Below are 23,185 nucleotides of genomic sequence, written 5' to 3' on the forward strand. Positions count from 1 at the left end.
TAAAATCGGTTCACATCCGCCATCCGGGCGAGGGTTGCAGCAACTGGAGCATTCATGTCCTACCAGCACATCGAGGTCCCCGAGCAGGGGCGGAAGATCACGGTCAATGCCGACGCCAGCCTGAACGTGCCGGACGAGGTCGTCGTCCCGTACATCGAGGGCGACGGCACGGGCGTCGACATCATGCCCGTGATGCGGGAAGTGGTCGACGCCGCCGTGCAGAAGGCCTATGGCGGCACGCGCCGCATCCACTGGATGGAAGCCTACGCCGGCGAGAAGGCCACGCGCCTGTATGGTCCGGACGTCTGGCTGCCCGACGAGACGCTGGAGGCGGTGAAGGAATACGTGGTCTCGATCAAGGGCCCGCTCACCACCCCGGTGGGCGGCGGCATCCGTTCGCTCAACGTGGCCCTGCGCCAGCGGCTCGACCTGTACGTGTGCCTGCGGCCGGTGCGGTACTTCAAGGGCGTGCCGTCCCCGGTGTGCAACCCCGAGCGCACCGACATGGTGATATTCCGCGAGAACTCCGAAGACATCTACGCGGGCATCGAATATCCCGCCGAGTCCGAGCAGGCCCGGGCGCTGATCCGGTTCCTGCAGACCGAGCTGGACGTGCGCAAGATCCGCTTTCCCGACACCTCTTCGATCGGCGTCAAGCCCGTGTCGCGCGAGGGCTCCGAACGCCTGGTGCGCAAGGCCCTGCAGTACGCCATCGACCACGATCGCGCCTCGGTCACGCTGGTGCACAAGGGCAACATCATGAAGTTCACGGAAGGCAGCTTCCGCGACTGGGGCTACGAACTGGCGCGCCGCGAGTTCGGCGCGCAGCCGATCGACGGCGGCCCGTGGTGCAGGCTGAAGAACCCGCGCACGGGTCGCGACATCGTGGTCAAGGACGTCATCGCCGACGCCTTCCTGCCGCAGGTGCTGCTGCGCCCCATGGAGTTCGACGTGATCGCCACGCTGAACCTCAATGGCGACTACATCTCGGCCGCGCTGGCCGCGCAGGTGGGCGGCACCGGCATCGCCCCGGGCGCCAACATGTCCGACTCCGTGGCCATGTTCGAGGTCACGCACGGCACCGCGCCCAAGTATGCCGGCAAGGATTACGTCAACCCGGGCTCGGCCATACTTTCGGCAGAGCTCATGCTGCGGCACATGGGCTGGACCGAAGCGGCCGGGCTGATCATCGCAAGCATGGAAGCCACCATCCAGTCCAAGGTGGTCACCTACGATTTCGCCCGCCTGATGCCGGGCGCCACCCAGGTCTCGTGTTCCGGTTTCGGCCGGGCCATGATCGCCAACATGTGACGGCAGGGCGGATTGATGCATAATATCGCCGTTGTCTTATGTCTTATATAAGACTTGGCGGCCTAACCCCGCGGAGGCGGCCAGGATCCCGCAATGCAGCCGTTCCCGCGACAGATCAAGGTTCAAGAGGAAAATGTCCACCACTCCTAAGATCATCTACACCCTCACCGACGAAGCGCCGGCGCTGGCCACCCACTCGCTGCTGCCCATCGTCGAGGCGTTCACCCGTTCGGCCGGCGTGTCGGTCGAGACGCGCGACATTTCGCTGTCGGGCCGCATCCTGGCCGCCTTCCCCGATCGCCTGACCGACGCCCAGAAGACTTCCGACGCGCTCGCCGAGCTGGGCCAGCTGGCCACCCGGCCCGAGGCCAACATCATCAAGCTGCCCAACATCAGCGCCTCGATCCCGCAGCTCAAGGCTGCCATCAAGGAGCTCCAGGACCAGGGCTACGCGCTGCCCGACTACCCCGACGAGGCCACGACCGACGCCGAGAAGGACGCCAAGGCCCGCTACGACAAGATCAAGGGCAGCGCCGTGAATCCGGTGCTGCGCGAGGGCAACTCCGACCGCCGCGCGCCGCTCTCGGTGAAGAACTACGCCCGCAAGCATCCGCACAAGATGGGTGCCTGGACGGCCGATTCCAAGTCCCACGTGGCCAGCATGGATGGCGGCGACTTCTACGGCAGCGAGAAGTCCACCACCGTGGCCCAGGCCGGCGACCTCAAGATCGAGCTCACCGCCAAGGACGGCACCAAGACCGTGCTCAAGGAAAAGACCCCCGTGCTGGCAGGCGAGGTGATCGACGCGTCCGTGCTTTCCGTCGCCAAGCTGCGCAGCTTCCTGCAGGCCCAGATCGAGGATGCCAGGAAGCAGGGCGTGCTGTTCTCGGTGCACCTGAAGGCCACCATGATGAAGGTCTCCGATCCGGTGATCTTCGGGCATGTCGTGTCGGTGTTCTACCAGGACGTGCTGGCCAAGCATGCCGACGCGCTCAAGCAGGCGGGCTTCGATCCCAACAACGGCATCGGCGACCTCTACACCAAGATCGCCTCCCTGCCCGCCGAACAGCAGGATGCCATCAAGGCCGACATCGACGCCGCCTACCGGAACCTGCCGGGCCTGGCCATGGTGAATTCCGACAAGGGCATCACCAACCTGCACGTGCCCAGCGACGTCATCGTCGATGCCTCCATGCCCGCCATGATCCGCGACTCGGGCAAGATGTGGAACGCCGAGGGCAAGCTGCAGGACGCCAAGGCCGTGATTCCCGACCGCAGCTATGCCGGCGTCTACCAGGCCGTCATCGACGACTGCAAGCGCAACGGCGCCTTCGACCCGGTCACGATGGGCAGCGTGCCCAACGTGGGCCTGATGGCGCAGGCTGCCGAAGAATACGGCTCGCACAACAAGACCTTCATCGTGCCGGCCGACGGCACGGTCCGCGTGACCGACGCCTCGGGCACCGTGCTGCTCGAGCACGCGGTGCAGGCCGGCGACATCTGGCGCATGTGCCAGACCAAGGATGCGCCCATCCAGGATTGGGTGAAGCTGGCCGTCACCCGCGCGCGCCTCAGCAACACGCCGGCCGTGTTCTGGCTGGACCAGAACCGCGCCCACGATGCGCAGCTGATCGCCAAGGTCGAGCGCTACCTGAAAGACCACGACACCACCGGGCTGGACATCCGCATCCTGAGCCCCGTCGAGGCCACCCGGTTCTCGCTGGAGCGCATCCGCCAGGGCAAGGACACGATCTCGGTCACGGGCAACGTGCTGCGCGACTACCTCACCGACCTGTTCCCCATCATGGAACTGGGCACCAGCGCCAAGATGCTGTCCATCGTGCCGCTGATGGCGGGCGGCGGCCTGTTCGAGACCGGTGCGGGCGGCTCCGCGCCCAAGCACGTGCAGCAGTTCGTCGAGGAAGGCTTCCTGCGCTGGGATTCGCTCGGCGAGTTCCTGGCGCTGGCCGCCTCGCTCGAGCACCTGGCCAACACCTACCAGAACGCCAGGGCCAAGGTCCTGGCCGACACGCTGGACCGCGCCACGGGCAAGTTCCTCGACGAGAACAAGTCGCCCGACCGCAAGGTCGGTGGCCTGGACAATCGCGGCAGCCACTTCTACCTGGCCATGTACTGGGCGCAGGCGCTGGCCGAACAGACCGACGACGCGGCCCTGCAGGCCCAGTTCGCCGGCCTGGCCAAGGCGCTGGCCGACAACGAGGCCAAGATCGTGGCCGAGCTGGCCGCGCCGCAGGGCAAGCCCACCGACATCGGCGGCTACTATCGTCCCGACACCGCCAAGGTGAACGCAGCCATGCGCCCCAGCGCCACGCTGAACGCCGCGCTGGCCGCGCTGGGCTGACGAGCCGATAAGCCATCCCCGGGCCTTCGGGCCGGTGGGGCAGAAAGCGGGGTCCGTTCCGTACGGACCCCGCTTTTTTGTCGACTGATTCGGGGCGGAAATGCGATGGCGCCGTGGTCGTCGTGTCAGCTTGGCCGGAAGGGCGCCCAGACCTGCTTCAGCCTACCGACAATTCCCGCGCGCGCTGTTCGGCCTTGTGCACCGCTTCGCTGATCGCTTCGGCCACCCCGGCGTCGCGCAAGTGCGTCAGGGCCGCGTAGGTGGTTCCGCCTTTGGATGTGACGCGATCCTGCAATTCGGCCAGCGACGTCTCTTCGCTGGCCGCCAGGCCCGCGGCGCCACGAAACGTGGCGACGGCCAGGCGACGGGCGTCCGAGCCGGAAAAGCCCAGGTCGGCCGCGGCCTTTTCCAGGGCCGCCATGAAATGGAATACATAGCCCGGGCCGCTGCCCGTCACGGCGGTGACGGCGTCGATCATGGCTTCGGTGTCGGTCCAGATGCGATCGCCCACGGCAGCGAACAGCTCGTCCACGCGGTCGCGTTCGGCCGCGCTGCATGCTGCCGTGGCGTACAGGCCCGTCACGCCCAAGCCCACCTTGGCGGGCGTGTTGGGCATGGCGCGCACGATGCGCGCATGCCCGCCTAGCCAGGTCGACAGCGACGCCAGATTCACGCCCGCGGCGATGCTGACCACGGTGGCGGAAGCGGCCAGGTGTTCCCGTACTTGGCCGCAGGCGTCCTCCAAGCTCTGTGGTTTGGTGGCCAGCAGGCATAGCGCGGCGTCCCCGATGGTCGGCCCCACGCTTTGCCGGCAGGCCAATCCCCGGGCAAGCAGCGCATCACGCGTGGGCGCGTAAGGCTCGATCACCAGGAAGTCGGCTCGGTCCCGGCCTTGTCCGAGCAAGCCATCGATGATGGCGGAGGCCATGTTGCCGCCTCCGATGAAAACGATCTTTTCACGCATGGGAATCTGGTTCCAACAAGGCTGCGACGTCAGATAGAATATTGTATATCACTACATATAATCGTATATCGATTATTGGTCGGTAGGAGAATCTGTACAGGATGTCCGCTCCAAGGCCTAGGACATACCCTAGATTCAATTGATATACGATTAATCAAATCGAAAAACGATTTAAGTGATCGTATTCTGTGCCCCCAATGCGCTCGGGTTCCTGTGATGCCCGGGCTTCATCCGGGACCACAGACATGACCAACGGCATCACTGTGCTAGACGCGTTGACCCAGGCCCTGGGCGTCGACGCCATCCTTCATTCCGAAGCCGACACGGCGGGCTATACCGAAGACTGGCGCGGCCGCTACAAGGGCCCGGCGCTGTGCGTCGCTCTTCCAGGCACCACGCAGCAGGTGGCTGATGTCGTCAGGCTATGCAACGCCCATGCCACACCCGTGTTGCCGCAGGGCGGCAACACCAGCCTGTGTGGCGGCGCCGTGCCGGCAGCCAGCGGCAATCCCCCCGTGATTGTCAACCTGGCACGCATGCGCCGCATACGCCGGATCGACGCCGCCAACAATTCCATGGAAGTCGAGGCGGGTTGCGTCCTGGCCACCGTCCAGGAAGCGGCGGCCGCCGAAGGCCGGTTGTACCCAATCAGCCTGGGCGCCGAAGGCTCGTGCCAGATCGGCGGCACCATTGCCACCAATGCGGGCGGCACGGGCGTTCTGCGCTACGGCAACACCCGTGACAACATCCTGGGCCTGGAAGTGGTGCTGCCCGACGGCACCATCTGGAACGGTCTGACCGCATTGCGCAAGAACAATACCGGCTTTGACCTGAAACACCTGTTCATCGGGGCCGAGGGCACGATGGGCATCGTCACCGCCGCCGTGCTCAAGCTGCACCCGCTGCCCACCCGCTACGCCGTCGCCTGGCTGGCGCCGGACAGCCCCGAAGCGGCTCTGGAAATATTGGGCATGTTCCAACGCGCCTGCGGATCGCGCTTGTCGGCCTTTGAAATGATCGACAGCAATCAGCTGGACATCGTGATGACGCATGTCCCGGGTCGCAAGAATCCGCTGGGCGGCCGGCACGCGTGGCATGTGCTGGTCGAACTGTCCGACACCGGAAGCGGCGACGAATTGCAGGAGCTATTGCAGCAGACGCTTGAACGTGCGTCGGAACAGGGCCTGTTGCACGACGCCGTCCTGGCCAGTAACGACGCCCAGCGCGCCGCGCTTTGGGAAGTGCGCCACAGCGTGTCCGAAGGCAATAAGAAGGCGGGCGTGGGCCTGACAACGGACAGCGCTGTGCCCGTGTCCAGCGTGCCTCGCTTCATCGACGAGGCCACTGCCGCGGTGCGTCGCCTGGTGCCCGGCTTGCCGGTGCTGATCGTGGCACACCTTGGCGACGGCAACGTGCATTTCATTCCCTTCTTCACGTTCGATGCCTGGAACGCCCTGCCCGACCGTGACGCGATGGCCGCTGACATCCGCCGTACCGTCAACGATGTGGCTGACGCGCTGGGCGGTACCTTCAGCGCCGAACACGGGGTGGGCCGCACGTCGCTGGCCGAAATGGCGCACTACAAGTCGCCCGTTGAACTGGCGATGATGCGCGCGTTGAAAACCACGTTCGATCCCGCCAATCTCTTCAACCCCGGCCGCTTGCTGCCTTGAGCCGCCGTCCCTGACCCGACCCGAAGGAGCTTTCCATGAAATCGATCGCCCACAATGCTTCGCGGCGCACCGTGCTGAAAACCGTGGCCGCCGGCACTGCCGCCCTCGCCATGCCCATGATCTGGACGCCCTCGCGCGCGGCTTCCAAGCGCATTGTCGTGCGCGACGATGGCGGCATCTACAGCAAGGCGTACGGTGCCGTGTTCTATAAGCCGTTCTTGGAAGCCACCGGTATCCAGGTGGTGGGCGTCCAGGCCAACGCCGAACCCACCGCGCAGATCCGCAGCATGGTGGATACCGGCAACTACACCTGGGACATGGCCAAGGTCAGCCAACCCGCCATCCTGATGCTGACCGAAGGCGACAAGGTCTATCTGGAAAAACACGGCCTGGAATCCGACCCGGTCGTGGCCACCATCCCGAAGCAATACATGTCGCCGTACGGCGTTGGCCACAACGTCTACACCACCGTGCTGGCGTACCGCACGGATGCTTTCAAAGGCCGCCGTGCGCCGGCGTCTTGGGCCGACTTCTGGAATGTCCAGGAGATCCCCGGCCGCCGTGGCTTGCGCAAGCATCCGTTCGACACCATCGAAGAAGCGCTGATGGCCGACGGCGTTCCGACCGACGAGGTCTACCCCTGCGACATAGACCGCGCGCTGGCCAGCCTGGACAAGGTAAAACCGTCGGTGGACGTGTGGTGGAACACGGGTGCGCAGGTCGAACAGATGCTGGGCTCCGGCGAGGTCGACATGATCGCGACCTGGGTGTCGCGCGCGCAAGCGGCAATTGCCAGCGGCGCGCCGGTACAGATCGTGTGGGACCAGAACATCTGGGGCTGCGACAACTGGTCCATCCTGAAAGGCACGCCGAACGCGGACGCCTGCCGCGAATTCATCAAGTTCGCGTCCGACCCCAGGCGCCAGGCCGCGTTGGTCGAGTACTTCGGCGCCGGCGTCACCCAGCCCGCTGCCTTCGATTACATCAAGGCCGATGTGGCGCGCAGCTGCCCGACCCACCCCGACAACATCAAGACCGGCCTGCATATCAATGCCGCGTACTGGTTGGAGAAGCAGCGCGACGTGCTTGAACGCTTCAACGGCTGGGTCCTGAAATAACCCATCGGCCGCGTGCCATCGCCATGGCCCGCGCCGGGGCAAATCTTAATGTATTGAACACCATGTCTTCTTCCAATCTGCAAATTTCGGGCCTGGGCAAACGCTATGGCGATTTCGTCGCGTTGGCGCCCACATACCTGGACGTCGCCCGCGGCGAATTCCTGACCCTGCTGGGCCCGTCCGGGTCCGGCAAGACCACCTTGCTGAGCCTGATCGCCGGTCTCGCGCAGCCCGACGAGGGCCGCGTGCTGATCGATGGTGCCGACGTGACCTATGGCGCCCCGTACGAGCGGGACATCGGCATGGTGTTCCAGAACTACGCGCTGTTTCCGCACATGAGCATCGAAGAGAACATTGCGTTCCCCTTGAAGATGCGCAAGGTGCCTGCGGCGGAGGCGCGTCGCCGCACCCAGGAGGCGCTCGAAATGGTGCGCCTGGCGCATGTGGCCACGCGCCTGCCGCGCGAACTGTCCGGCGGCCAGCAGCAGCGCATCGCGCTGGCGCGCTGCATGGTCTATCGACCGGCCATCATCCTGATGGATGAACCGTTGGGCGCGCTGGACAAGAAACTGCGTGATCAGATGCAGTTGGAGATCAAGCGCATCCATCGCGAGCTGGGTACCACCATCGTGTACGTGACGCATGACCAGGAAGAGGCCATGACCATGTCAGACCGCATCTGCCTGATGAACGGCGGCGCGATCGAACAGTTGGGTACGCCGGCAGATCTGTACTTTCGGCCCCGCACGCTCTTCGTTGCCGACTTCCTGGGCGAGTCGAATCTATTGCAGGGCGAGGTCACGGCGGTGGACGGTGACACCCTGACCATCAAGCTGGCCCACCAGGGCGTCACCGGCCAGGCGCTGTCCAACGGCGCTCCCATCAGAGTTGGCCAGAAGGTCACGGTGATGTTGCGCCCGCAGAACCTGCGCGTGGCTACCTCAGGCGCCGGCCTGACCGGCAAGCTGCTGGACGTGATGGTTACCGGCAGCCTGACCAAGCTGTATCTGGACCCGGGCGTGGCCGACGCTTCGCCGATCGTCGTGGCGCACCCCACGCAGCGCCAGGCCGAGCAATACGCCATCGGCCAACCGCTGACGGTCAGCTGGCAGGCCGCAGATGCGGTGGCCATTGCGGAGTGAACGCATGATGACCCCTGCTACTTCCCGCAAGCGCATGAGTCCGGGCCTGCGCCATTTCTTCATGGCTGCCCCGCTGGTCGTGCTGCTGCTGGTGCTGCTGATTTATCCGGTGGGCCAGCTGCTATTGCTCAGTGTCGTCGGCGACCAGGGTTTCACGCTGGCGCAGTATCACCGGCTCTTCGAGTCGTCCGTGTACGTGAACGTGCTGTTGATCACGTTGAAGATCTCGTTGTGGACAACGTTCTTCTCCGTGGTCGCCGGCTACCCCGTTGCCTATCTGATATCCAGCCTGTCGGCCGGGCGCAAGACCTCGCTGCTGTTCTGGGTGCTGCTGTCGTTCTGGACCAGCTTCCTGGTGCGCACCTTCGCGTGGGTGGTGCTGCTTGGCCGAAACGGCGTAGTCAACCAGCTGCTGCAGGCATTGGGCATTCTGGATGCGCCAGCCAACCTGCTCTACAACTTTGGAAGCGTGCTGGTGGGCATGGTGCATGCGCTGATGCCGCTGGCGGTCTTGACGATGCTGTCTGTCATGGAGAACATCGACCGCAACCTGCCGCGCGCCGCATCCACGTTGGGCGCGCGCCCCGGCACTGCATTCTGGAAGATCTATTTCCCACTGTCGATGCCCGGCGTCGCGGCCGCGGCCATCATGGTGTTCGTGACCGCCATCGGCTTCTTCATTACGCCAGCGCTGCTGGGTGGACGCAAGGAAACGATGATCACGCAGATCATCATCGATCAGGTGCAGCAGACCATGAACTGGGAGTTTGCCGGCGCGGTGTCGGTATTGCTGCTGGTGGTGGTGCTGGCGGTCTTCGCCATCTATGACAAGATCCTGGGCTTGTCGACCATGACGGGCAGCGCGTCTACCCGCGTCCGCGCATCCGGCAAGGAAAGCCTGTCGCGGCGTGCGGGCGATGCCGTGCTCACGATTTTGGCGCGTGTGTCGGATGCGCTGTTCGCGCTGCTGCCCAAGCGGGTTCGGCGGTCGGTGTCGGGTACCGGACAATCCCGCACGCTATGGTGGGTCGTGCTCGGCGTGCTGGCGTTTCTTAGCGCGCCGGCCTTCCTTATGATCCCGTTGTCATTTGATTCGGGTTCCGGGCTGACGTGGCCGCCTACGGGTTTTTCGCTGCAATGGTACGAGCAGATGTTCACCTCGCCCGTGTGGATGCAGGCCATCACACGATCGCTGACCGTAGGTGTGGGAACCGGCTTGCTGGCGATGCTGATCGGTACGCCCGCCGCCTTCCTGCTGGTGCGCGCCAACATGCGCGCCAAATCCGCCATGCTGGCCTTCGTGCTGTCGCCCATCGTGGTGCCGCGCATGATCATCGCCGTGGGCATGTTCTATTTCTTTGCCCGCGTAGGGCTAGTGGGCTCCACCATCGGGCTCATCCTGGCGCATACCGTGGTGGCGGTGCCCTATGTGGTGATCACGATGATGGCCGTGCTGCGCAACTACGACACGCGGCTGGACCTCGCGGCGCAAAGCCTCGGCGCGGGGCCGTGGGCCACGCTGCGCTTCGTGACGTTTCCCATTCTGGGCGCTGGGTTGATGTCTTCATTCCTGTTCGCCTTCGCCACGTCGTTCGACGAATTGACGATAGCCCTGTTCGCCTCCGGCGGCCTGAACGCCACGCTGCCTAAACAGTTCTGGGACGAGGTGACGCTGCAGATTTCCCCGGTCATTGCCGCCGTCTCTACCTGCTTGTTCATTTTCATTGCCGCCCTCATCTGGCTGGCCGACCGGCTGCGCCGCCGCAGCCTGGCCAACTGAATCCGGTTTTTTCTCTAGGATACGCAACATGCTGAACGCAACCCAATTGCGCGGAGTCTTCCCCGCCATTCCCACCCCGGTCAACGCCGACGACACGCTCAACGCCGCGGCCGCGAAGGCGCTGGTCGCCTACCTGATCAAGCAGGGCATCGATGGCATCGTCCCGCTGGGTGGCACGGGCGAATACGGCGCATTGGCCCGCGCCGAGCGCATCCGCATGTGTGAGCTGACGGTTGAGGCCGTTGGCGGGCGCGTGCCGGTCATCCCCGGGGTGCTGGATCCCGGTTTTCATGACGCCCTGCAAGCCGGGCGCGAATTTGCCGAGGCCGGCGCCGATGCCCTGATGGTGCTGACGCCCTATTACACGACGCCCACGCAATCGGGCATCCGCGACTATTTCCTGCGCTATGCGGATGCGTCGCCGCTGCCGTTGATGATCTACGAAATCCCGTACCGCACGCGTATCGCGATTGCACCCGAGGTGCTGCATGAACTGTCGCGCCACGAGAACATCATCGGCATGAAGGCCTGCAATACAGACATGTACCACTTTCTGCGCACGGTGGCGGGCGTGGACGAATCGTTTGCGGTGTTCAGCGGGGAAGACACGCTGCTGCCGGTACATCTGGCGGCCGGCGCGCGCGGCGGCATCGTGGTAACGGCAAGCTTGCTGCCATCGGCCTGGCGCAAGGTTTACGCCTTGGCCGTCGAGGGGCGCACGCGCGAATCGATGGCGTTGCATCGCCGCTTGATTCCGTTGATGAACCTTGCGTTTGCAGAGACGAATCCAGGGCCCATGAAATCAGTCATGGACCTGATCGGAGTGAATGCGCCCGACGTCCTGGATCCGCTGGTGGCCCCTGGGCAAGCGTTGCAGGCGGCGTTGCGTGAAACAGTGAAACCGCTGCTGGAGGAATTCGAAGGGGTGAAGTGAAGCCGTCCTATCTTGAATAGCCCGCGAACTTCGACTTTGAAATCGACGTGGCCGCCACTTGCACGTGTGGCGCCAGTTCGGCTTCAACGCGGGTCACCGTCCACCGCGTCGTGGGCACCGAAATATTGATGGCGGCCACGGCAAGGCCACGATGGTCAGTGATCGGTGCGGCGACCGAGATGTCGCCCAACACCGTCTCGTTCACGATGACCGCGTAGCCTTTTTCGGCTACGCGCTGCACGCGCTCCAGCAGCTTTTCGGGATTCACCTCGGTATAGGGCGTGATGGGATCCAGCCGTGTCTGCGCCAGGATTTCGCGGCGATCCTCGTTCGTCAGGCGGGACAGGATCGCCGTGCCCGATGCGGTGAAGAACGCCGGCAGGCGGCTGCCGACGGCGATGTCGACGTTCACGAGGTGATGGCCGGGGAAACGCGCAACAAACACGATCTCATGGCCATCCAGTTCTTGGAGGTTGGTGGTTTCGCCCAGCGTGCGGCTGATGTCCAGCAGATACGGCGAGGCCTTGTCGATCAATTCGTTGGCACGCACATAGTTGTATGAAAACTGCAGCACTTTCGGTGTCAGGCCGTAGTTGCGCGTATCGGGGATTCGGCGCAAGTAGCCCAGCGTTTCCAGCGTATAGACCATGCGCTGCGTGGCGCTGCGGTCCAGGCCCGAAGCGCGCGCGATATCGGCCAGGGTCATGTGGCGTTTAGACCCGTCAAAGGCGTGCAGCACCTGAAACGCTTTCTCGGTGGATCCGACAAACAGCGACGACCGGTGTGCGGTGGGCGCCTGCGGTTCCTGCGTGTCGTCGATCGTTGTGTTGCGCACGGGAAATAGCCTGTGGAGTTCTAGAGGGACCACGCAATAACCAACTACGATGCGTATTTGCCGTCCCAGGATCGCGTATTGCGGTTGAAGTAATTGTAATTTAATTATTAATAGCAGATATCAATTATTCATTCCGCCCAGCGGTAGCCCACGCCCACCTCGGTGACGAGATGGCGCGGGCGGGCCGGGTCGGCTTCCAGCTTGTGGCGCAGTCGGCCTGTGTAGATGCGCAGGTAATGATGGTGTTCCACATAGGCCGGGCCCCAGACTTCCCGCAGCAGTTCGCGGTGGGTCAGCACCTTGCCGGGCTGTGAAACCAGGGCGGCGAGCAGCCGGTATTCGCGCAGCGTCAGGCGCACGTGCTGGCCGGCGCGCGTGACCACGCGGCGTGCCAGGTCGATGCGCAGCTCGCCATATTGCAGTTCGGCGGCGTGTCCCGCTTCGCCGCGCGCATGGCGGCGCAGCAGCACGCGCAGGCGGGCCAGCAGTTCGCCCACGCCGAAAGGCTTGGTGAGGTAGTCGTCGGCGCCCGCATCCAGCGCGGCGATCTTGTCGGGCTCGCCGCTGCGCGCCGACAGTACCAGCACCGGCACGGGGGTCCAGTCGCGCAGCTTGCGGATCAGCTGCATGCCGTCCGCATCCGGCAGGCCCAGGTCCAGGATCACGACATCGGGATGGCGCGTGCCGGCCTCGATCAGCCCGCGTTCGACGGTGTCGGTTTCGTGCACGGTGCAGCCTTCGGCGTGCAGCGCGTCGCGCACGAAGCGGCGAATGTGCGCGTCGTCTTCGACCAGCAGTACGGTGGGGGCATATTCGAACATGGTGGTCAGGAAGCATCCGGGGGCGCGCCCGGCGGCTGCCCCAGGGGCAGGGTGAACACGAAGCGCGCGCCCCGTCCGGCGGGGCGGGATTCGGCGTGGATGGCGCCGCCGTGCGCGTCGACGATGGCGCGGCATACGGCCAGGCCCAGGCCGACGCCGGGCGTGGCGCTCTCGCGGTCGGCCCGCGTGAATTTCTCGAAGATCCGTTGCTCCATGCCCGGCGGGATGCCCGGCCCGTCGTCCTCCACGCTGATTGCCAGCGTGGCGTCCGATGCGCTTGCGCCGATCCGTATGCGGCTGTCGCGCGGCGTATGCTTGGCGGCATTCTCCAGCAGGTTCACCAGCACGCGCTGGATCAGCACGCCGTCGCACTCGACCAGGGGCAGGCGCGACAGCGGTGCCACTTCCACGTGGTGCGTCGCCAGCGGTTCATGCAGCTCGGCCAGCGCGGCGCCCACCAGCTCCTCGATCGACTGCCAGCCGCGCCGCAATGGCGCTTCGGCGCTCTGCAGCCTGGCCATGTCCAGCAGGTTTACCACCTGCGCATGCAGGCGCAGGGTCTGGGCGCGCATGGCGGAGAGCACTTCGCGCGTGGCGTCGGAAAGCCCGGCGGGCGAGCGCAGCAGCGTCTCGGACATGCCGACCAGGCTGGTGAGCGGCGTACGCAGGTCGTGCGACACGGCGGCCAGCACCGAGTTGCGCAGGCGTTCCGACTCCATGCCCACCAGTGCGTGCTGCGCCACCTCCACGTAATGCAGGCGCTCCAGCGCGATGGCGATGAGGGTGGCGTAGGCCTCGAGCTTCCTGCGCACCTGCGGCAGGGCGTAGGCGCGCGGGTCGGAGAGCTGCAGGGCCAGCACCCCGCGTACCCGCATGGGCGCTTTGAGCGGCAGATAGAGCAGCGCTGCGTGCGCCAGCGTGCCGGTGCCTGCGCCGGCGGGCTGGCCGTGGTCATGCACCCATTGCAGTATTGCCGGGTCGGGCGCGGCCATGCCGGCCGGCGCGGGAGCGGCCGGGCGCAGCTGCTCGTCCAGTTCGAGCACATGCAGGGCCGCATGCGCGTCGAAGGCGGCATCCAGGAAGGCCTCGGCCGCGGCGGCGATCTGGACGGGCTGCAGCGCCGACGACAGCTCCCGCGCGAGCTCGTACAGGCCGCGCACGTCGGCTTCCCGGCTGGCTGCGGCCTGCGCCTGCACGCGCAGCCCGGCGGTGAGCTGGCCCACGAGCAGTCCCACGCCGAGCAGCACGGCGAAGGTCAGCAGGTACTGCACGTCCGACACGGCGAAAGAGCCCAGCGGCTGGACGAACAGGAGGTCGAAAAGGGCGACGCTGACCACGGCCGCGAGTGCCGATGGACCCCGGCCGTGGCGCAGGGCCGCCGCCACCACGGCCAGCAGGAACACCATGGCGATGTTGGTCTGGTCCAACAGCGGGAAGACCGCATGCGAGGCCAGCGCCGCCAGCGCGCAATACAGCAGGCTCCACGCGTAGCCCGCATGCAGGCGCGGCGGCGAGGCGGCAGGCGGCGGCGCGGCGTCGGCAGGCGGGCGCACCGGCGGGCGGGCCACGCGCAGCAGGTCGATGTCGGGACAGGCCGCGCCCAGGGCCTCGGCAAAGCCGGGGCCGGCGAGCGCCCAGCGGCGGCGCCAGCCGGCACGGGGCTGCCCCACCACAGCCTTGGTGAGGTTGTGGCGGCGCAGATAGGCCGCGGCAGTCGCGGCTGCCTGCGGTCCGGCCAGCGTCTCGATGCGTGCGCCCATGGCCTCGGCCTGCGCCAGCGCCTGCTCCAGCTGGTGCTGGCCCCGCGCCGGCGTGGCGCTGCCAGGCTGGGTCACGGTGATGACGTGCAGTTCGGCGTCCAGTTGCCGTGCGAGCCGGTGGGCGCTGCGCACCACGTGCACGGCCTGGGCATCCGCCGCGATGCAGGCGGCCACGGCTTCGCGCGTGCGCCACACCGGCGCGATGACCTGTTCCTGCCGATAGGCGTGCACCGCGTGGTTCACGTGGTCCGCGGTACGGTGCAGGGCCAGCTCGCGCAGCGCGATCAGGTTGCCCTTGCGGAAAAAGTTGTGGGCGGCATGGCGCGCCTGTTCGGGCAGGTAGACCTGGCCCGCGCGCAGCCGCTGCAGCAGCGCATCGGCGGACAGGTCCACCAGGATGATTTCATCGGCGCCGTCGAACACCGTGTCGGGCACGGTTTCCGCAACGCGGATTCCGGTAATGCCGCCCACCGCCTCGTTGAGGCTGTCGAGGTGCTGCACGTTGAGCGTGGTCCAGACGTCGATGCCGGCTTCCAGCAGTTCGTCTGCATCCTGCCATCGCTTGGCGTGGCGCGCGCCCGGCGCGTTGCTGTGGGCGAGTTCGTCGAGCAGCAGCAGCCGCGGCCGGCGGCGCAGCGCCTCGGGCAGGTCGAATTCCTCGAGCATGCGCCCCTGGAACGCCAGCCGCGCCGGCGGCAGCCGCGGCAGGCCCTCGAGCAGGGCGGCCGTCTCGGGGCGTCCGTGGGTTTCCACGATCCCGGCCAGCACGTCCAGCCCCTCGGCATGCTGGGCGCGCGCATGGGCCAGCATGGCGTAGGTCTTGCCCACGCCGGCAGAGGCGCCGAAGTAGATGCGCAACCGCCCGCGCCGGGCGTGGGCCTCGGCCTGGTCCAGCGTCTTCAGCAGCAGGTCGGGATCGGGACGTTCGGACGTCATCGGAGGGGGCGGGAAGGCCGGGCAGCCATACTATACGCGTCCGGTTTCAGGGTGTGGCCAGTGCGTCCAGCGCCAGGTTGAGCGCCAACACGTTGACGACGGCGTCGCCGCCGAGCCCGAGCGGCGGCCGCCGGGTGTGCCGCGCGATGAGGGCCTCGACGTCGGCCGGCTGCAGGCCGCGGACGCGCGCCACGCGCCCCGCCTGGTAGCGCGCCGCCGCAGGGCTGATGTGGGGATCCAGGCCGCTTCCGGATGCCGTGACCAGGTCCACCGGCACATCCCGGGTATTGCCGGGATCTGCCGCGCGCAGGGCGGCGAGGCGCTGGCGGACGGCATCGGCCAGCGCCGGGTTGGTGGGGCCCAGGTTGGATCCGCCCGAGGCCGTGGCGTCGTAGGGGCGTCCGGCGGTGGCCGACGGCCGCCCCCAGAAGTACCCGGGTGCAGTGAACGGCTGGCCTATCAGGGCCGACCCCAGCACGCGGCCATTGCGTTCCACGAGCGAGCCGGCCGCTTCCCGCGGGAACAGCCATTGCGCCAGTCCGGTCGTGGCCAGGGGATAGACCAGCCCCGTAAGGGCCGAAAGCGCCAGCAGCATGACCACGACGGGCCGCAGCAGGGGCATGGCGGGTGGGTTGCGAGTGTCCATGAAGGCAGGTCCTCCGGTGTCATGCCAGCCCGGGCAGGGCCAGCACCATGTCGATGAGCTTGATGCCGGCGAAGGGCAGGAGCATGCCGCCGACGCCGTAGATCAATCCATTGCGGCGCAGCAGCCGCGCGGCGCCGATGGGGCGGTAGCGCACGCCCCGCAGCGCCAGGGGAATCAGCGCCACGATGATGAGGGCATTGAAGATCACGGCCGAAAGGACGGCCGAGTCCGGACTGCCCAGGCGCATCACGTCCAGGGCGCCGAGCTGGGGGTAGATGCCGGCGAAGGCGGCGGGAATGATGGCGAAGTACTTGGCCAGGTCGTTGGCGAAGCTGAACGTGGTGAGCGCACCCCGCGTCATCAGCATCTGCTTGCCGATCTCCACTATCTCGATCAATTTGGTGGGATCGGAGTCCAGGTCGACCAGATTGCTCGTCTCCTTGGCGGCCTGGGTGCCGCTGTTCATGGCCACCGCCACGTCGGCTTGGGCCAGTGCCGGCGCATCGTTGGTCCCGTCGCCCGTCATGGCAACCAGCCGGCCGCGGCGCTGTTCGGCGCGGATGCGTTCCAGCTTGGCCTCGGGCGTGGCCTGCGCCAGGAAATCGTCCACGCCGGCCTCGGCGGCGATGGCGGCTGCCGTCAGCGGGTTGTCGCCCGTGATCATCACCGTTTCGATGCCCATGCGGCGCAGGGCCGCGAAACGCTCGCGCATGCCCGGCTTGACGATGTCCTTGAGCTCGACCACGCCCAGCGCACGGTCGTTCTCGCACACCACTAGGGGCGTGCTGCCGCGTCGCGCAACGGCTTGCGCGTCCTCGCGCACTGCCGCAGGCAGGTCCTGGCCGCGCGCGGCCAGCCAGGCGTCCACGGCGTCCTGCGCGCCCTTGCGCAGGGCGCGCTGCGGGAGGTCCACGCCGCTCATGCGCGTCTGCGCCGAGAAGGCGATCGCCTGGGCGTCGGCAGCCGGCTCGGCGGCCCAGCCGTGGCGACGCGCCAGCGCGACGATGCTGCGGCCTTCCGGCGTGTCGTCCGCCATCGAGGCCAGGCAGGCGGCACGGCCCAGCGTCTCGGCCGTCACGCCGGGGGCGGGCAGGAAGGCGGCGGCCTGCCGGTTGCCATAGGTGATGGTGCCGGTCTTGTCGAGCAGCAGCACGTCCACGTCGCCCGCGGCTTCGATGGCGCGGCCCGACGTGGCGATCACGTTGGCGCGCATCATCCGGCTCATGCCCGCCACGCCGATGGCCGACAGCAGGCCGCCTATGGTCGTGGGGATCAGGCAGACGAGCAACGCGATCAGGGCCGCCAGCGACACGGCGCCGCCGTCCGCGCCGGCGGCGTACAGGGAGAAGGGCACCAGGGTGGCAACCGCCACGAGCAGGACCAGGGTCAGGCCTGCCAGCACGATGGTGAGTGCGAGTTCGTTCGGCGTCTTGCGGCGCCGGGCGCCTTCGACCATGGAGATCATGCGGTCCAGGAAGCCCTCGCCCAGGTCGGCGCCGATGCGCACCACCAGCCAGTCCGACAGCACCCGCGTCCCGCCCGTCACGGAGGAGAAGTCGCCGCCCGCCCCGCGGATCACCGGCGCTGATTCCCCGGTCATGGCGCTCTCGTCCACGGACGCAATGCCCGCGACGGCCTGTCCGTCCCCCGGCACCACTTCGCCCGCCAGCACCAGCACCGCGTCGCCCTTGCGCAAATCCGTGGAGGCACGGATTTCCGCATCCCGGGCCCAGGCAGGCGCATCGCCGCCCGGCGCAAGACCGCCCCGCGCGTCGCCGTCATCGAAGCGCCGCAGCACGCGCGCCTGGGTGGCGCTGCGCAATCCGCGCAGCGCGGCAGCCTGCTGCTTGCCGCGGCCTTCGGCCAGGGCTTCGGCGAAGTTGGCGAATATCACGGTGAACCATAGCCAGGCGGCCAGGGCCAGCACGGTTGCGGGGCGAGCCCCGGGTTCGCCGTGGCCGGCGGCCGCCAGGCATCCGAGCACCGAGGTGCACAGCGCGCCGACGTACACCACGAACATCACCGGGTTGCGCCACTGCGCTGCCGGGTTGAGCTTGACCAGGCTGTCGAGCAGGGCCGAGCGCCACAGGCTCGCTGTCCATCCCGGCGCAGTGGGGCGCGCAAGCGGGGCCGGCGCGCCCGTCGCCATCGCGGGCGGGCCGGAATGCAGGGAAGGGTTCATGTCTGTCTTCCGACGAATCAGGGTTGGAGGAATTCGGCGATCGGCCCCAGGGCCAGCGCGGGGACGTACGTCAGGGCGCCGACCAGCAGCATGCAGCCGGCCAGCAGCAGGGCGAACATCGGGCCGCCCGTGGGCAGCGCGCCCGGACCGGCGTCGAGCCGCGGCTTGACGGCCAGCGAGCCCGCGAGTGCAAGCAACGCGACGATGGGCAGGTACCGCCCCAGCCACATGGCCACGGCCAGCAGCACGTTGTAGAACGGCGTATTCGCCGACAGCCCGGCAAAGGCGCTGCCGTTGTTGTTGGCGGCCGAGGACAGGGCATAGAGCACCTCGCTGTAGCCGTGCGGCCCCGGGTTCAGCATGCCGGCCCGGCCGGCATCGGCCAACACCGCCACCGCCGTGCCGCCGAGCACGAGCAAGGGCGTGACCAGCAGCGCGATCGCCACCATCTTCATGTCGCGCGGTTCGAGCTTCTTGCCCAGGTATTCCGGCGTGCGGCCTATCATCAGGCCGCAGACGAACACGGTGAGCAGCGCGAACGCCAGCATGCCGTACAGTCCGGAGCCCACCCCGCCGTACACCACTTCGCCCAGTTGCATCAGCAGCATGGGCACCATGCCGCCCAGGGCCGAGAAAGAATCCATCATGCCGTTGACCGCGCCGCACGACGCCGCCGTGGTGATGACCGCGTACAGTGCTGTGGCGCCTATGCCGAAGCGGACCTCCTTGCCTTCCATGTTGCCGCCGTCCGGCAATACGCCGGCCTGTGCCAGCGCGGGGGTGAGCGGGTGCTCCAGGTGGCCCGCCGCGAGGGCGCAGCCCACGAACAGCAGGGTCATGGCGCCGAGCAGCGCGTATCCCTGCCGCCGCTGGCCGGCCAGGTGGCCGAAGCTCACGCACAGCGCGGCAGGAATGGCCAGGATCGCCAGCATCTGCAGCAGGTTGGACAGCGCGCTGGGATTCTCGAAAGGATGGGCCGAGTTTGCGTTGAAGAAGCCTCCGCCGTTGGTGCCCAGCAGCTTGATGGCCTCCTGCGAGGCCACGGGCCCCATGGGGAGGGTCTGGGCGCCCCCTTCGAGGCCGTGCGCGATCACGGAGGGAGAAAGATTCTGGATCGTGCCGGCGGCCACCAGCGCGAGCGCCAGCAGCAGCGACAGCGGCAGCAGCACGTACAGCGTGATCCGCAGCAGATCGCGCCAGAAGTTGCCCAGCGTTCCATCGCCCTGGCGCGTCAGGCCGCGCATCACGGCAAAGGCCACCGCGATGCCGGTCGCGGCCGACAGGAAGTTCTGCACCCCGAGCCCGAGCATCTGCGTGAGGTGGCTCATGGTGGTTTCGCCGGCGTAGCCCTGCCAGTTGGTATTGGTGGCGAAAGACACCGCCGTGTTGAACGCCGAGTCCGCTGGCACGGCGCCCAGTCCGGCGGGATTGAGCGGCAGCCAGCCCTGCAGCCGCTGCAGCGCATACACCGCCAGCGCGCCCGCCAGATTGAATGCGAGGACGGCCATCGCGTATTGCCGGGCATTCATGCCCGCCTGCGGCGAGACGCCGGCGGCACGGTACAGCAGGCGCTCCCCCAGCCCGCCGCGGCCGGCGCCGCTGGAATGCTGCAGGCACCAGGCCAGATAGCGGCCCAGCGGCACGGCGATGGCGGCCAGCAGCGCCAGGTAGCCGGCAAGCAATGCGAGATAACGGGCGTCCATCAGAACCACTCCGGCCGGCACAACGCAACCAGCAGATAGCCCGCCAGCAGGCCCGCAATGAGGGCGGCAGACAGATACAGCGCAGTCATGATCCTTCTCCCCGGGTCAGGGCCGCGCAGCCCAGGATCGACGCCCATACCGAACCGGCCAGCAGGCCGGTCAGCCCCGCATACAGCAAATCCATGATGCAAGCCTCCGCAGCAAGGCGGTCCGTAACCTGGACCGACGAGGGCGAAGATTACGGAGCCCGGCGTAAAAACGGTGTAAAGCTTGGGGGAGCGAGCCGCGATGCACGTTTAAGGTGCATTTGTGCTGGGAAGGAAAGAATCGGCCGTCTCGCCGTTTTCCGCATTTGGAAGTACGATGCAGGCCACCCGAGGGGCCAAGTGGCCGTTTTGCACCATGTCGGTGCGTAACATAAGTAAATGAATGCGCCGAATTAGGGCATTCCCCTAGTGTGACAATCCCGTAACTGGTGCAGAATGCTTTCCATGCAGGTGAGGAGACAAATGCCCTTCAGGGCATAACCGGCGGCACCGGTATAAAAAAAGCAGTATCCAAGAAAAGCAAGAAAGCACAACGGCTGGCACATCGTGCCAGCCGTTGTCGTATCGGCGTCCGGGCAGCCTCCGGCGCCGGCAACGCACGTGACCCGATGGCGCCAACCCGCAATTCTCCCGCGTCCCAGGCCTGCTATTGGCGCCGCAACGTCCGGCTCATCCTGGCGCTGCTGGCGGTCTGGCTGCTGCTCGCCGTGGCGCCGGCCCTGCTTACCGCCCACATGGGTTTCACCTTCATAGGCTGGCCATTCTCTTTCTGGCTTGCGGCCTACGGCGCACCGCTGTCGTTCCTGGTCATCGTGGTCCTGTACGCCTGGTTCATGAACCGCCGTGACGCGCGCGCCGCCAGGCCGCAGGACGAGGAGCGGCCCTAGTGCCTTTCTCGGCGCCCTCCCAGCACGAATTCGGCCGGCGGCTGCGCCGCATCTATGTGCTGTACACCGGCGGCGTGGTGCTGCTGGTGGTGCTCCTGGCCCTGGCAGAACTGGCGGGCATGGCGCGCAACTGGATCGGCTATGCCTTCCTCATGGTCACCGTGAGCCTTTACGCCGGCATAGGCATCGTGTGCCGCACGTCCGACCAGTCGGAATACTACGTGGCCGGCCGGCGCGTGCCTGCGCTCTACAACGGGATGGCTACTGCCGCCGACTGGATGTCGGTGGCCTCGTTCATCGGGGTGGCCGGCACCCTGTACCTGTCCGGCTACGGCGGGCTGGCCTATGTCATGGGCTGGACCGGAGGCTACGTGCTGGTGGCACTGCTGCTGGCGCCCTACCTGCGCAAGTTCGGCCAATACACCATTCCCGACTTCCTCGGGGCGCGTTTCGGCGGGCACATGCCGCGGCTGGCCGGCGTGGCGTGCGCCGTGCTGTGCTCGTTCACCTACCTGGTGGCGCAGATCTACGGCGTGGGCATCATCACCACCAGGCTGACCGGCATCGCCTTCGAGCTCGGCATTTTCGTGGCGCTGGGCGGCATGCTGGTCTGTTCCTTCCTCGGGGGCATGCGCGCCGTGACCTGGACGCAGGTGGCCCAGTACATCATCCTGGTCATCGCCTATCTGGTGCCGGTCGTCTGGCTGTCGGTGAAGCACACCGGCACGCCGGTGCCGCAGCTGTCGGCCGGTTCGGTGCTGCAGCAGGTGAGCGAGAAGGAGGCCTACCTGCAGAACGATCCCGCCGAGCAGGAGGTGCGGCGCCTGTGGCATGAGCAGGCCCGCCAGATGGACGACCGCCTGCGGGACCTGCCGGCGTCATGGCAGCAGGAGCGCGAGCGCCTGCGCGCCCGCCTGGCTGCGCTCACCGCCGCCGACGCGCCCATGGTGGAGATCCGGTCGCTGGAGCGCGAGCTGGCCGCGTATCCGCGCGATCCCGAGGCGGCCAGGGTGGCCTGGTCGCAGGCGCGCGCCGCGTTCGAGGCCCGCGGCTCGCCGCCCGTGCCGCACGCCCAGCCGTTTCCCGCGCAGGATCCCGACGCGCGCCGCGACATGCAGGTCAATTTCCTGGCGCTGATGCTGTGCCTGATGCTGGGCACGGCGGGCATGCCGCACATCCTGATGCGTTCCTACACCACGCCGTCGGTGGCCGATGCGCGGCGCTCGGTGGGCTGGACGCTGCTGTTCATCCTGCTGCTGTACTTCACCGCCCCGGCGCTGGCGCTGCTGGTCAAGTACGAGGTCTACGCCCAGGTGGTGGGCAGCAGCTTCTTCAACCTGCCCGGCTGGGTGCACGCCTGGAGCGCCGTCGATCCCAACCTGCTGGACGTGGCCGACATCAATCGCGACGGCATCGTGCAGCTCGGCGAGATCAGCCTGGGCGCCGACGTGGTGGTGCTGGCCATGCCGGAGATCGGCGGCCTGCCGTACGTGCTCTCCGGCCTGGTTGCGGCAGGCGCGCTGGCCGCGGCGCTTTCCACCGCCGACGGTCTGCTGCTCACGCTGTCGAACTCGCTGTCGCACGATATGTGGTATCGCGTCATGTCGCCGCGCATGCATACAGCGCGCCGCGTGCTGGTGTCCAAGGTCCTGCTGCTGCTGGTGGCCTTTGCCGCGGCCTGGGTGGCGGCGCGCAAGCCGGGCGACATCCTGTTCATGGTGTCCGCCGCCTTCTCCTTCGCCGCATCGTCGTTCTTCCCGGTGCTGGTGATGGGCATGTTCTGGCGTCGCGCCAACAAATGGGGAGCCACGTGCGGCATGTTCGCCGGCCTGCTCGCCACGTTTGCGTACATGGCCCACATGCACCCTTCGTTGCGCGAATGGGTGTTCGGCATCGCGCGGACCGAGCCGGTGCACCTGTGGTGGGGCGTGCAGCCCATTGCGGCGGGGGTGTTCGGCGCCCCGGTTGCTTTTGCGGTGATCGTGCTGGTGTCGCTGCTCACGCCCGCGCCCGACCGCGCCACGCTGGCGCTGGTGGACTACCTGCGCCGGCCCGGCGGGCAGCCGGGCGACCGCGGCGTCTGA

Annotated in this window: 16 protein-coding genes; 9 read left to right on the forward strand and 7 right to left on the reverse strand. The window is 67.1% G+C overall.

What is annotated here, in order from left to right; genetic code table 11:
* Positions 1 to 54: 54 nt before the first annotated feature.
* Together icd and ACYBYQ_RS04770 are read left to right on the forward strand one after the other, a co-directional pair.
* On the forward strand, positions 55 to 1,311 hold the full coding sequence (icd, locus tag ACYBYQ_RS04765; RefSeq protein ID WP_459617288.1) for an NADP-dependent isocitrate dehydrogenase: 1,257 nt from the start codon (positions 55 to 57) through the stop codon (positions 1,309 to 1,311).
* 133 nt (positions 1,312 to 1,444) lie between these two features.
* Positions 1,445 to 3,673 carry an NADP-dependent isocitrate dehydrogenase gene (locus ACYBYQ_RS04770; RefSeq protein ID WP_459617290.1) on the forward strand — a complete coding sequence of 743 codons (2,229 nt, stop codon included), beginning with the start codon at positions 1,445 to 1,447 and terminating at the stop codon, positions 3,671 to 3,673.
* A 157-nt stretch (positions 3,674 to 3,830) separates the two neighbouring features.
* On the opposite strand, the gene proC is transcribed toward ACYBYQ_RS04770, so the two are convergent.
* Positions 3,831 to 4,637, reverse strand: coding sequence for a pyrroline-5-carboxylate reductase (proC, locus tag ACYBYQ_RS04775; protein ID WP_459617292.1), 807 nt, complete (start codon positions 4,635 to 4,637; stop codon positions 3,831 to 3,833).
* 245 nt (positions 4,638 to 4,882) lie between these two features.
* On the opposite strand from proC, the gene ACYBYQ_RS04780 reads away from it, so the two are divergent.
* The 5 genes from ACYBYQ_RS04780 (at position 4,883) to dapA (ending at position 11,284) form a co-directional block, all read left to right on the forward strand.
* Positions 4,883 to 6,310, forward strand: coding sequence for an FAD-binding oxidoreductase (locus ACYBYQ_RS04780; RefSeq protein ID WP_459617294.1), 1,428 nt, complete (start codon positions 4,883 to 4,885; stop codon positions 6,308 to 6,310).
* Positions 6,311 to 6,345: 35 nt separating this feature from the next.
* On the forward strand, positions 6,346 to 7,428 hold the full coding sequence (locus tag ACYBYQ_RS04785) for an ABC transporter substrate-binding protein (RefSeq protein WP_459617296.1): 1,083 nt from the start codon (positions 6,346 to 6,348) through the stop codon (positions 7,426 to 7,428).
* Between the two features lie 62 nt (positions 7,429 to 7,490).
* Entirely contained in the window at positions 7,491 to 8,570 is a 1,080-nt protein-coding gene (locus ACYBYQ_RS04790; RefSeq protein ID WP_459617298.1) for an ABC transporter ATP-binding protein, read from the forward strand.
* 4 nt (positions 8,571 to 8,574) lie between these two features.
* On the forward strand, positions 8,575 to 10,350 hold the full coding sequence (locus ACYBYQ_RS04795) for an ABC transporter permease subunit (RefSeq protein WP_459617300.1): 1,776 nt from the start codon (positions 8,575 to 8,577) through the stop codon (positions 10,348 to 10,350).
* A gap of 28 nt (positions 10,351 to 10,378) precedes the next feature.
* Positions 10,379 to 11,284 (forward strand): 4-hydroxy-tetrahydrodipicolinate synthase, encoded by a 906-nt coding sequence (dapA, locus tag ACYBYQ_RS04800; protein ID WP_459617302.1) that lies wholly within the window; start codon positions 10,379 to 10,381, stop codon positions 11,282 to 11,284.
* Between the two features lie 7 nt (positions 11,285 to 11,291).
* Here dapA and ACYBYQ_RS04805 read toward each other — a convergent pair whose 3' ends face one another.
* The 6 genes from ACYBYQ_RS04805 to kdpA all read right to left on the reverse strand — a co-directional run bounded on the left by ACYBYQ_RS04805 (position 11,292) and on the right by kdpA (position 20,167).
* A complete protein-coding gene (locus ACYBYQ_RS04805) occupies positions 11,292 to 12,119 on the reverse strand; it encodes an IclR family transcriptional regulator (RefSeq protein ID WP_459617304.1) in 828 nt (275 codons plus the stop codon).
* A 128-nt stretch (positions 12,120 to 12,247) separates the two neighbouring features.
* Positions 12,248 to 12,940 carry a two-component system response regulator KdpE gene (kdpE, locus tag ACYBYQ_RS04810; protein ID WP_459617306.1) on the reverse strand — a complete coding sequence of 231 codons (693 nt, stop codon included), beginning with the start codon at positions 12,938 to 12,940 and terminating at the stop codon, positions 12,248 to 12,250.
* A gap of 5 nt (positions 12,941 to 12,945) precedes the next feature.
* The gene (locus ACYBYQ_RS04815; protein ID WP_459617308.1) at positions 12,946 to 15,636 is read right to left on the reverse strand and encodes an ATP-binding protein; all 2,691 of its coding nucleotides are present in this window, start codon (positions 15,634 to 15,636) and stop codon (positions 12,946 to 12,948) included.
* A gap of 46 nt (positions 15,637 to 15,682) precedes the next feature.
* The gene (kdpC, locus tag ACYBYQ_RS04820; RefSeq protein ID WP_459617310.1) at positions 15,683 to 16,282 is read right to left on the reverse strand and encodes a potassium-transporting ATPase subunit KdpC; all 600 of its coding nucleotides are present in this window, start codon (positions 16,280 to 16,282) and stop codon (positions 15,683 to 15,685) included.
* Positions 16,283 to 16,301: 19 nt separating this feature from the next.
* A complete protein-coding gene (gene kdpB / locus ACYBYQ_RS04825; protein WP_459617312.1) occupies positions 16,302 to 18,464 on the reverse strand; it encodes a potassium-transporting ATPase subunit KdpB in 2,163 nt (720 codons plus the stop codon).
* A gap of 17 nt (positions 18,465 to 18,481) precedes the next feature.
* Positions 18,482 to 20,167, reverse strand: coding sequence for a potassium-transporting ATPase subunit KdpA (kdpA, locus tag ACYBYQ_RS04830; protein WP_459617314.1), 1,686 nt, complete (start codon positions 20,165 to 20,167; stop codon positions 18,482 to 18,484).
* A 655-nt stretch (positions 20,168 to 20,822) separates the two neighbouring features.
* On the opposite strand from kdpA, the gene ACYBYQ_RS04835 reads away from it, so the two are divergent.
* Together ACYBYQ_RS04835 and ACYBYQ_RS04840 are read left to right on the forward strand one after the other, a co-directional pair.
* On the forward strand, positions 20,823 to 21,101 hold the full coding sequence (locus tag ACYBYQ_RS04835; protein ID WP_459617316.1) for a DUF4212 domain-containing protein: 279 nt from the start codon (positions 20,823 to 20,825) through the stop codon (positions 21,099 to 21,101).
* Positions 21,101 to 23,185: a sodium:solute symporter family protein gene (locus tag ACYBYQ_RS04840; RefSeq protein WP_459617318.1), complete on the forward strand. Its 2,085-nt coding sequence runs from the start codon at positions 21,101 to 21,103 to the stop codon at positions 23,183 to 23,185. Before ACYBYQ_RS04835 ends, ACYBYQ_RS04840 begins: the two co-directional genes overlap by 1 nt.

It is taken from the genome of Bordetella sp. 2513F2 (assembly GCF_054642735.1).

What these genes read in the sequence shown, in the direction of transcription:
- kdpB (WP_459617312.1), bottom strand. Translation starts at nt 18,464, where the DNA reads ATGAACCCTTCCCTGCATTCCGGCCCGCCCGCGATGGCGACGGGCGCG.
- ACYBYQ_RS04780 (WP_459617294.1), top strand. Translation starts at nt 4,883, where the DNA reads ATGACCAACGGCATCACTGTGCTAGACGCGTTGACCCAGGCCCTGGGC.
- icd (WP_459617288.1), top strand. Translation starts at nt 55, where the DNA reads ATGTCCTACCAGCACATCGAGGTCCCCGAGCAGGGGCGGAAGATCACG.
- ACYBYQ_RS04795 (WP_459617300.1), top strand. Translation starts at nt 8,575, where the DNA reads ATGATGACCCCTGCTACTTCCCGCAAGCGCATGAGTCCGGGCCTGCGC.
- ACYBYQ_RS04785 (WP_459617296.1), top strand. Translation starts at nt 6,346, where the DNA reads ATGAAATCGATCGCCCACAATGCTTCGCGGCGCACCGTGCTGAAAACC.
- kdpE (WP_459617306.1), bottom strand. Translation starts at nt 12,940, where the DNA reads ATGTTCGAATATGCCCCCACCGTACTGCTGGTCGAAGACGACGCGCAC.
- ACYBYQ_RS04815 (WP_459617308.1), bottom strand. Translation starts at nt 15,636, where the DNA reads ATGACGTCCGAACGTCCCGATCCCGACCTGCTGCTGAAGACGCTGGAC.
- kdpA (WP_459617314.1), bottom strand. Translation starts at nt 20,167, where the DNA reads ATGGACGCCCGTTATCTCGCATTGCTTGCCGGCTACCTGGCGCTGCTG.
- proC (WP_459617292.1), bottom strand. Translation starts at nt 4,637, where the DNA reads ATGCGTGAAAAGATCGTTTTCATCGGAGGCGGCAACATGGCCTCCGCC.
- ACYBYQ_RS04835 (WP_459617316.1), top strand. Translation starts at nt 20,823, where the DNA reads ATGGCGCCAACCCGCAATTCTCCCGCGTCCCAGGCCTGCTATTGGCGC.
- kdpC (WP_459617310.1), bottom strand. Translation starts at nt 16,282, where the DNA reads ATGGACACTCGCAACCCACCCGCCATGCCCCTGCTGCGGCCCGTCGTG.
- ACYBYQ_RS04790 (WP_459617298.1), top strand. Translation starts at nt 7,491, where the DNA reads ATGTCTTCTTCCAATCTGCAAATTTCGGGCCTGGGCAAACGCTATGGC.
- ACYBYQ_RS04770 (WP_459617290.1), top strand. Translation starts at nt 1,445, where the DNA reads ATGTCCACCACTCCTAAGATCATCTACACCCTCACCGACGAAGCGCCG.
- dapA (WP_459617302.1), top strand. Translation starts at nt 10,379, where the DNA reads ATGCTGAACGCAACCCAATTGCGCGGAGTCTTCCCCGCCATTCCCACC.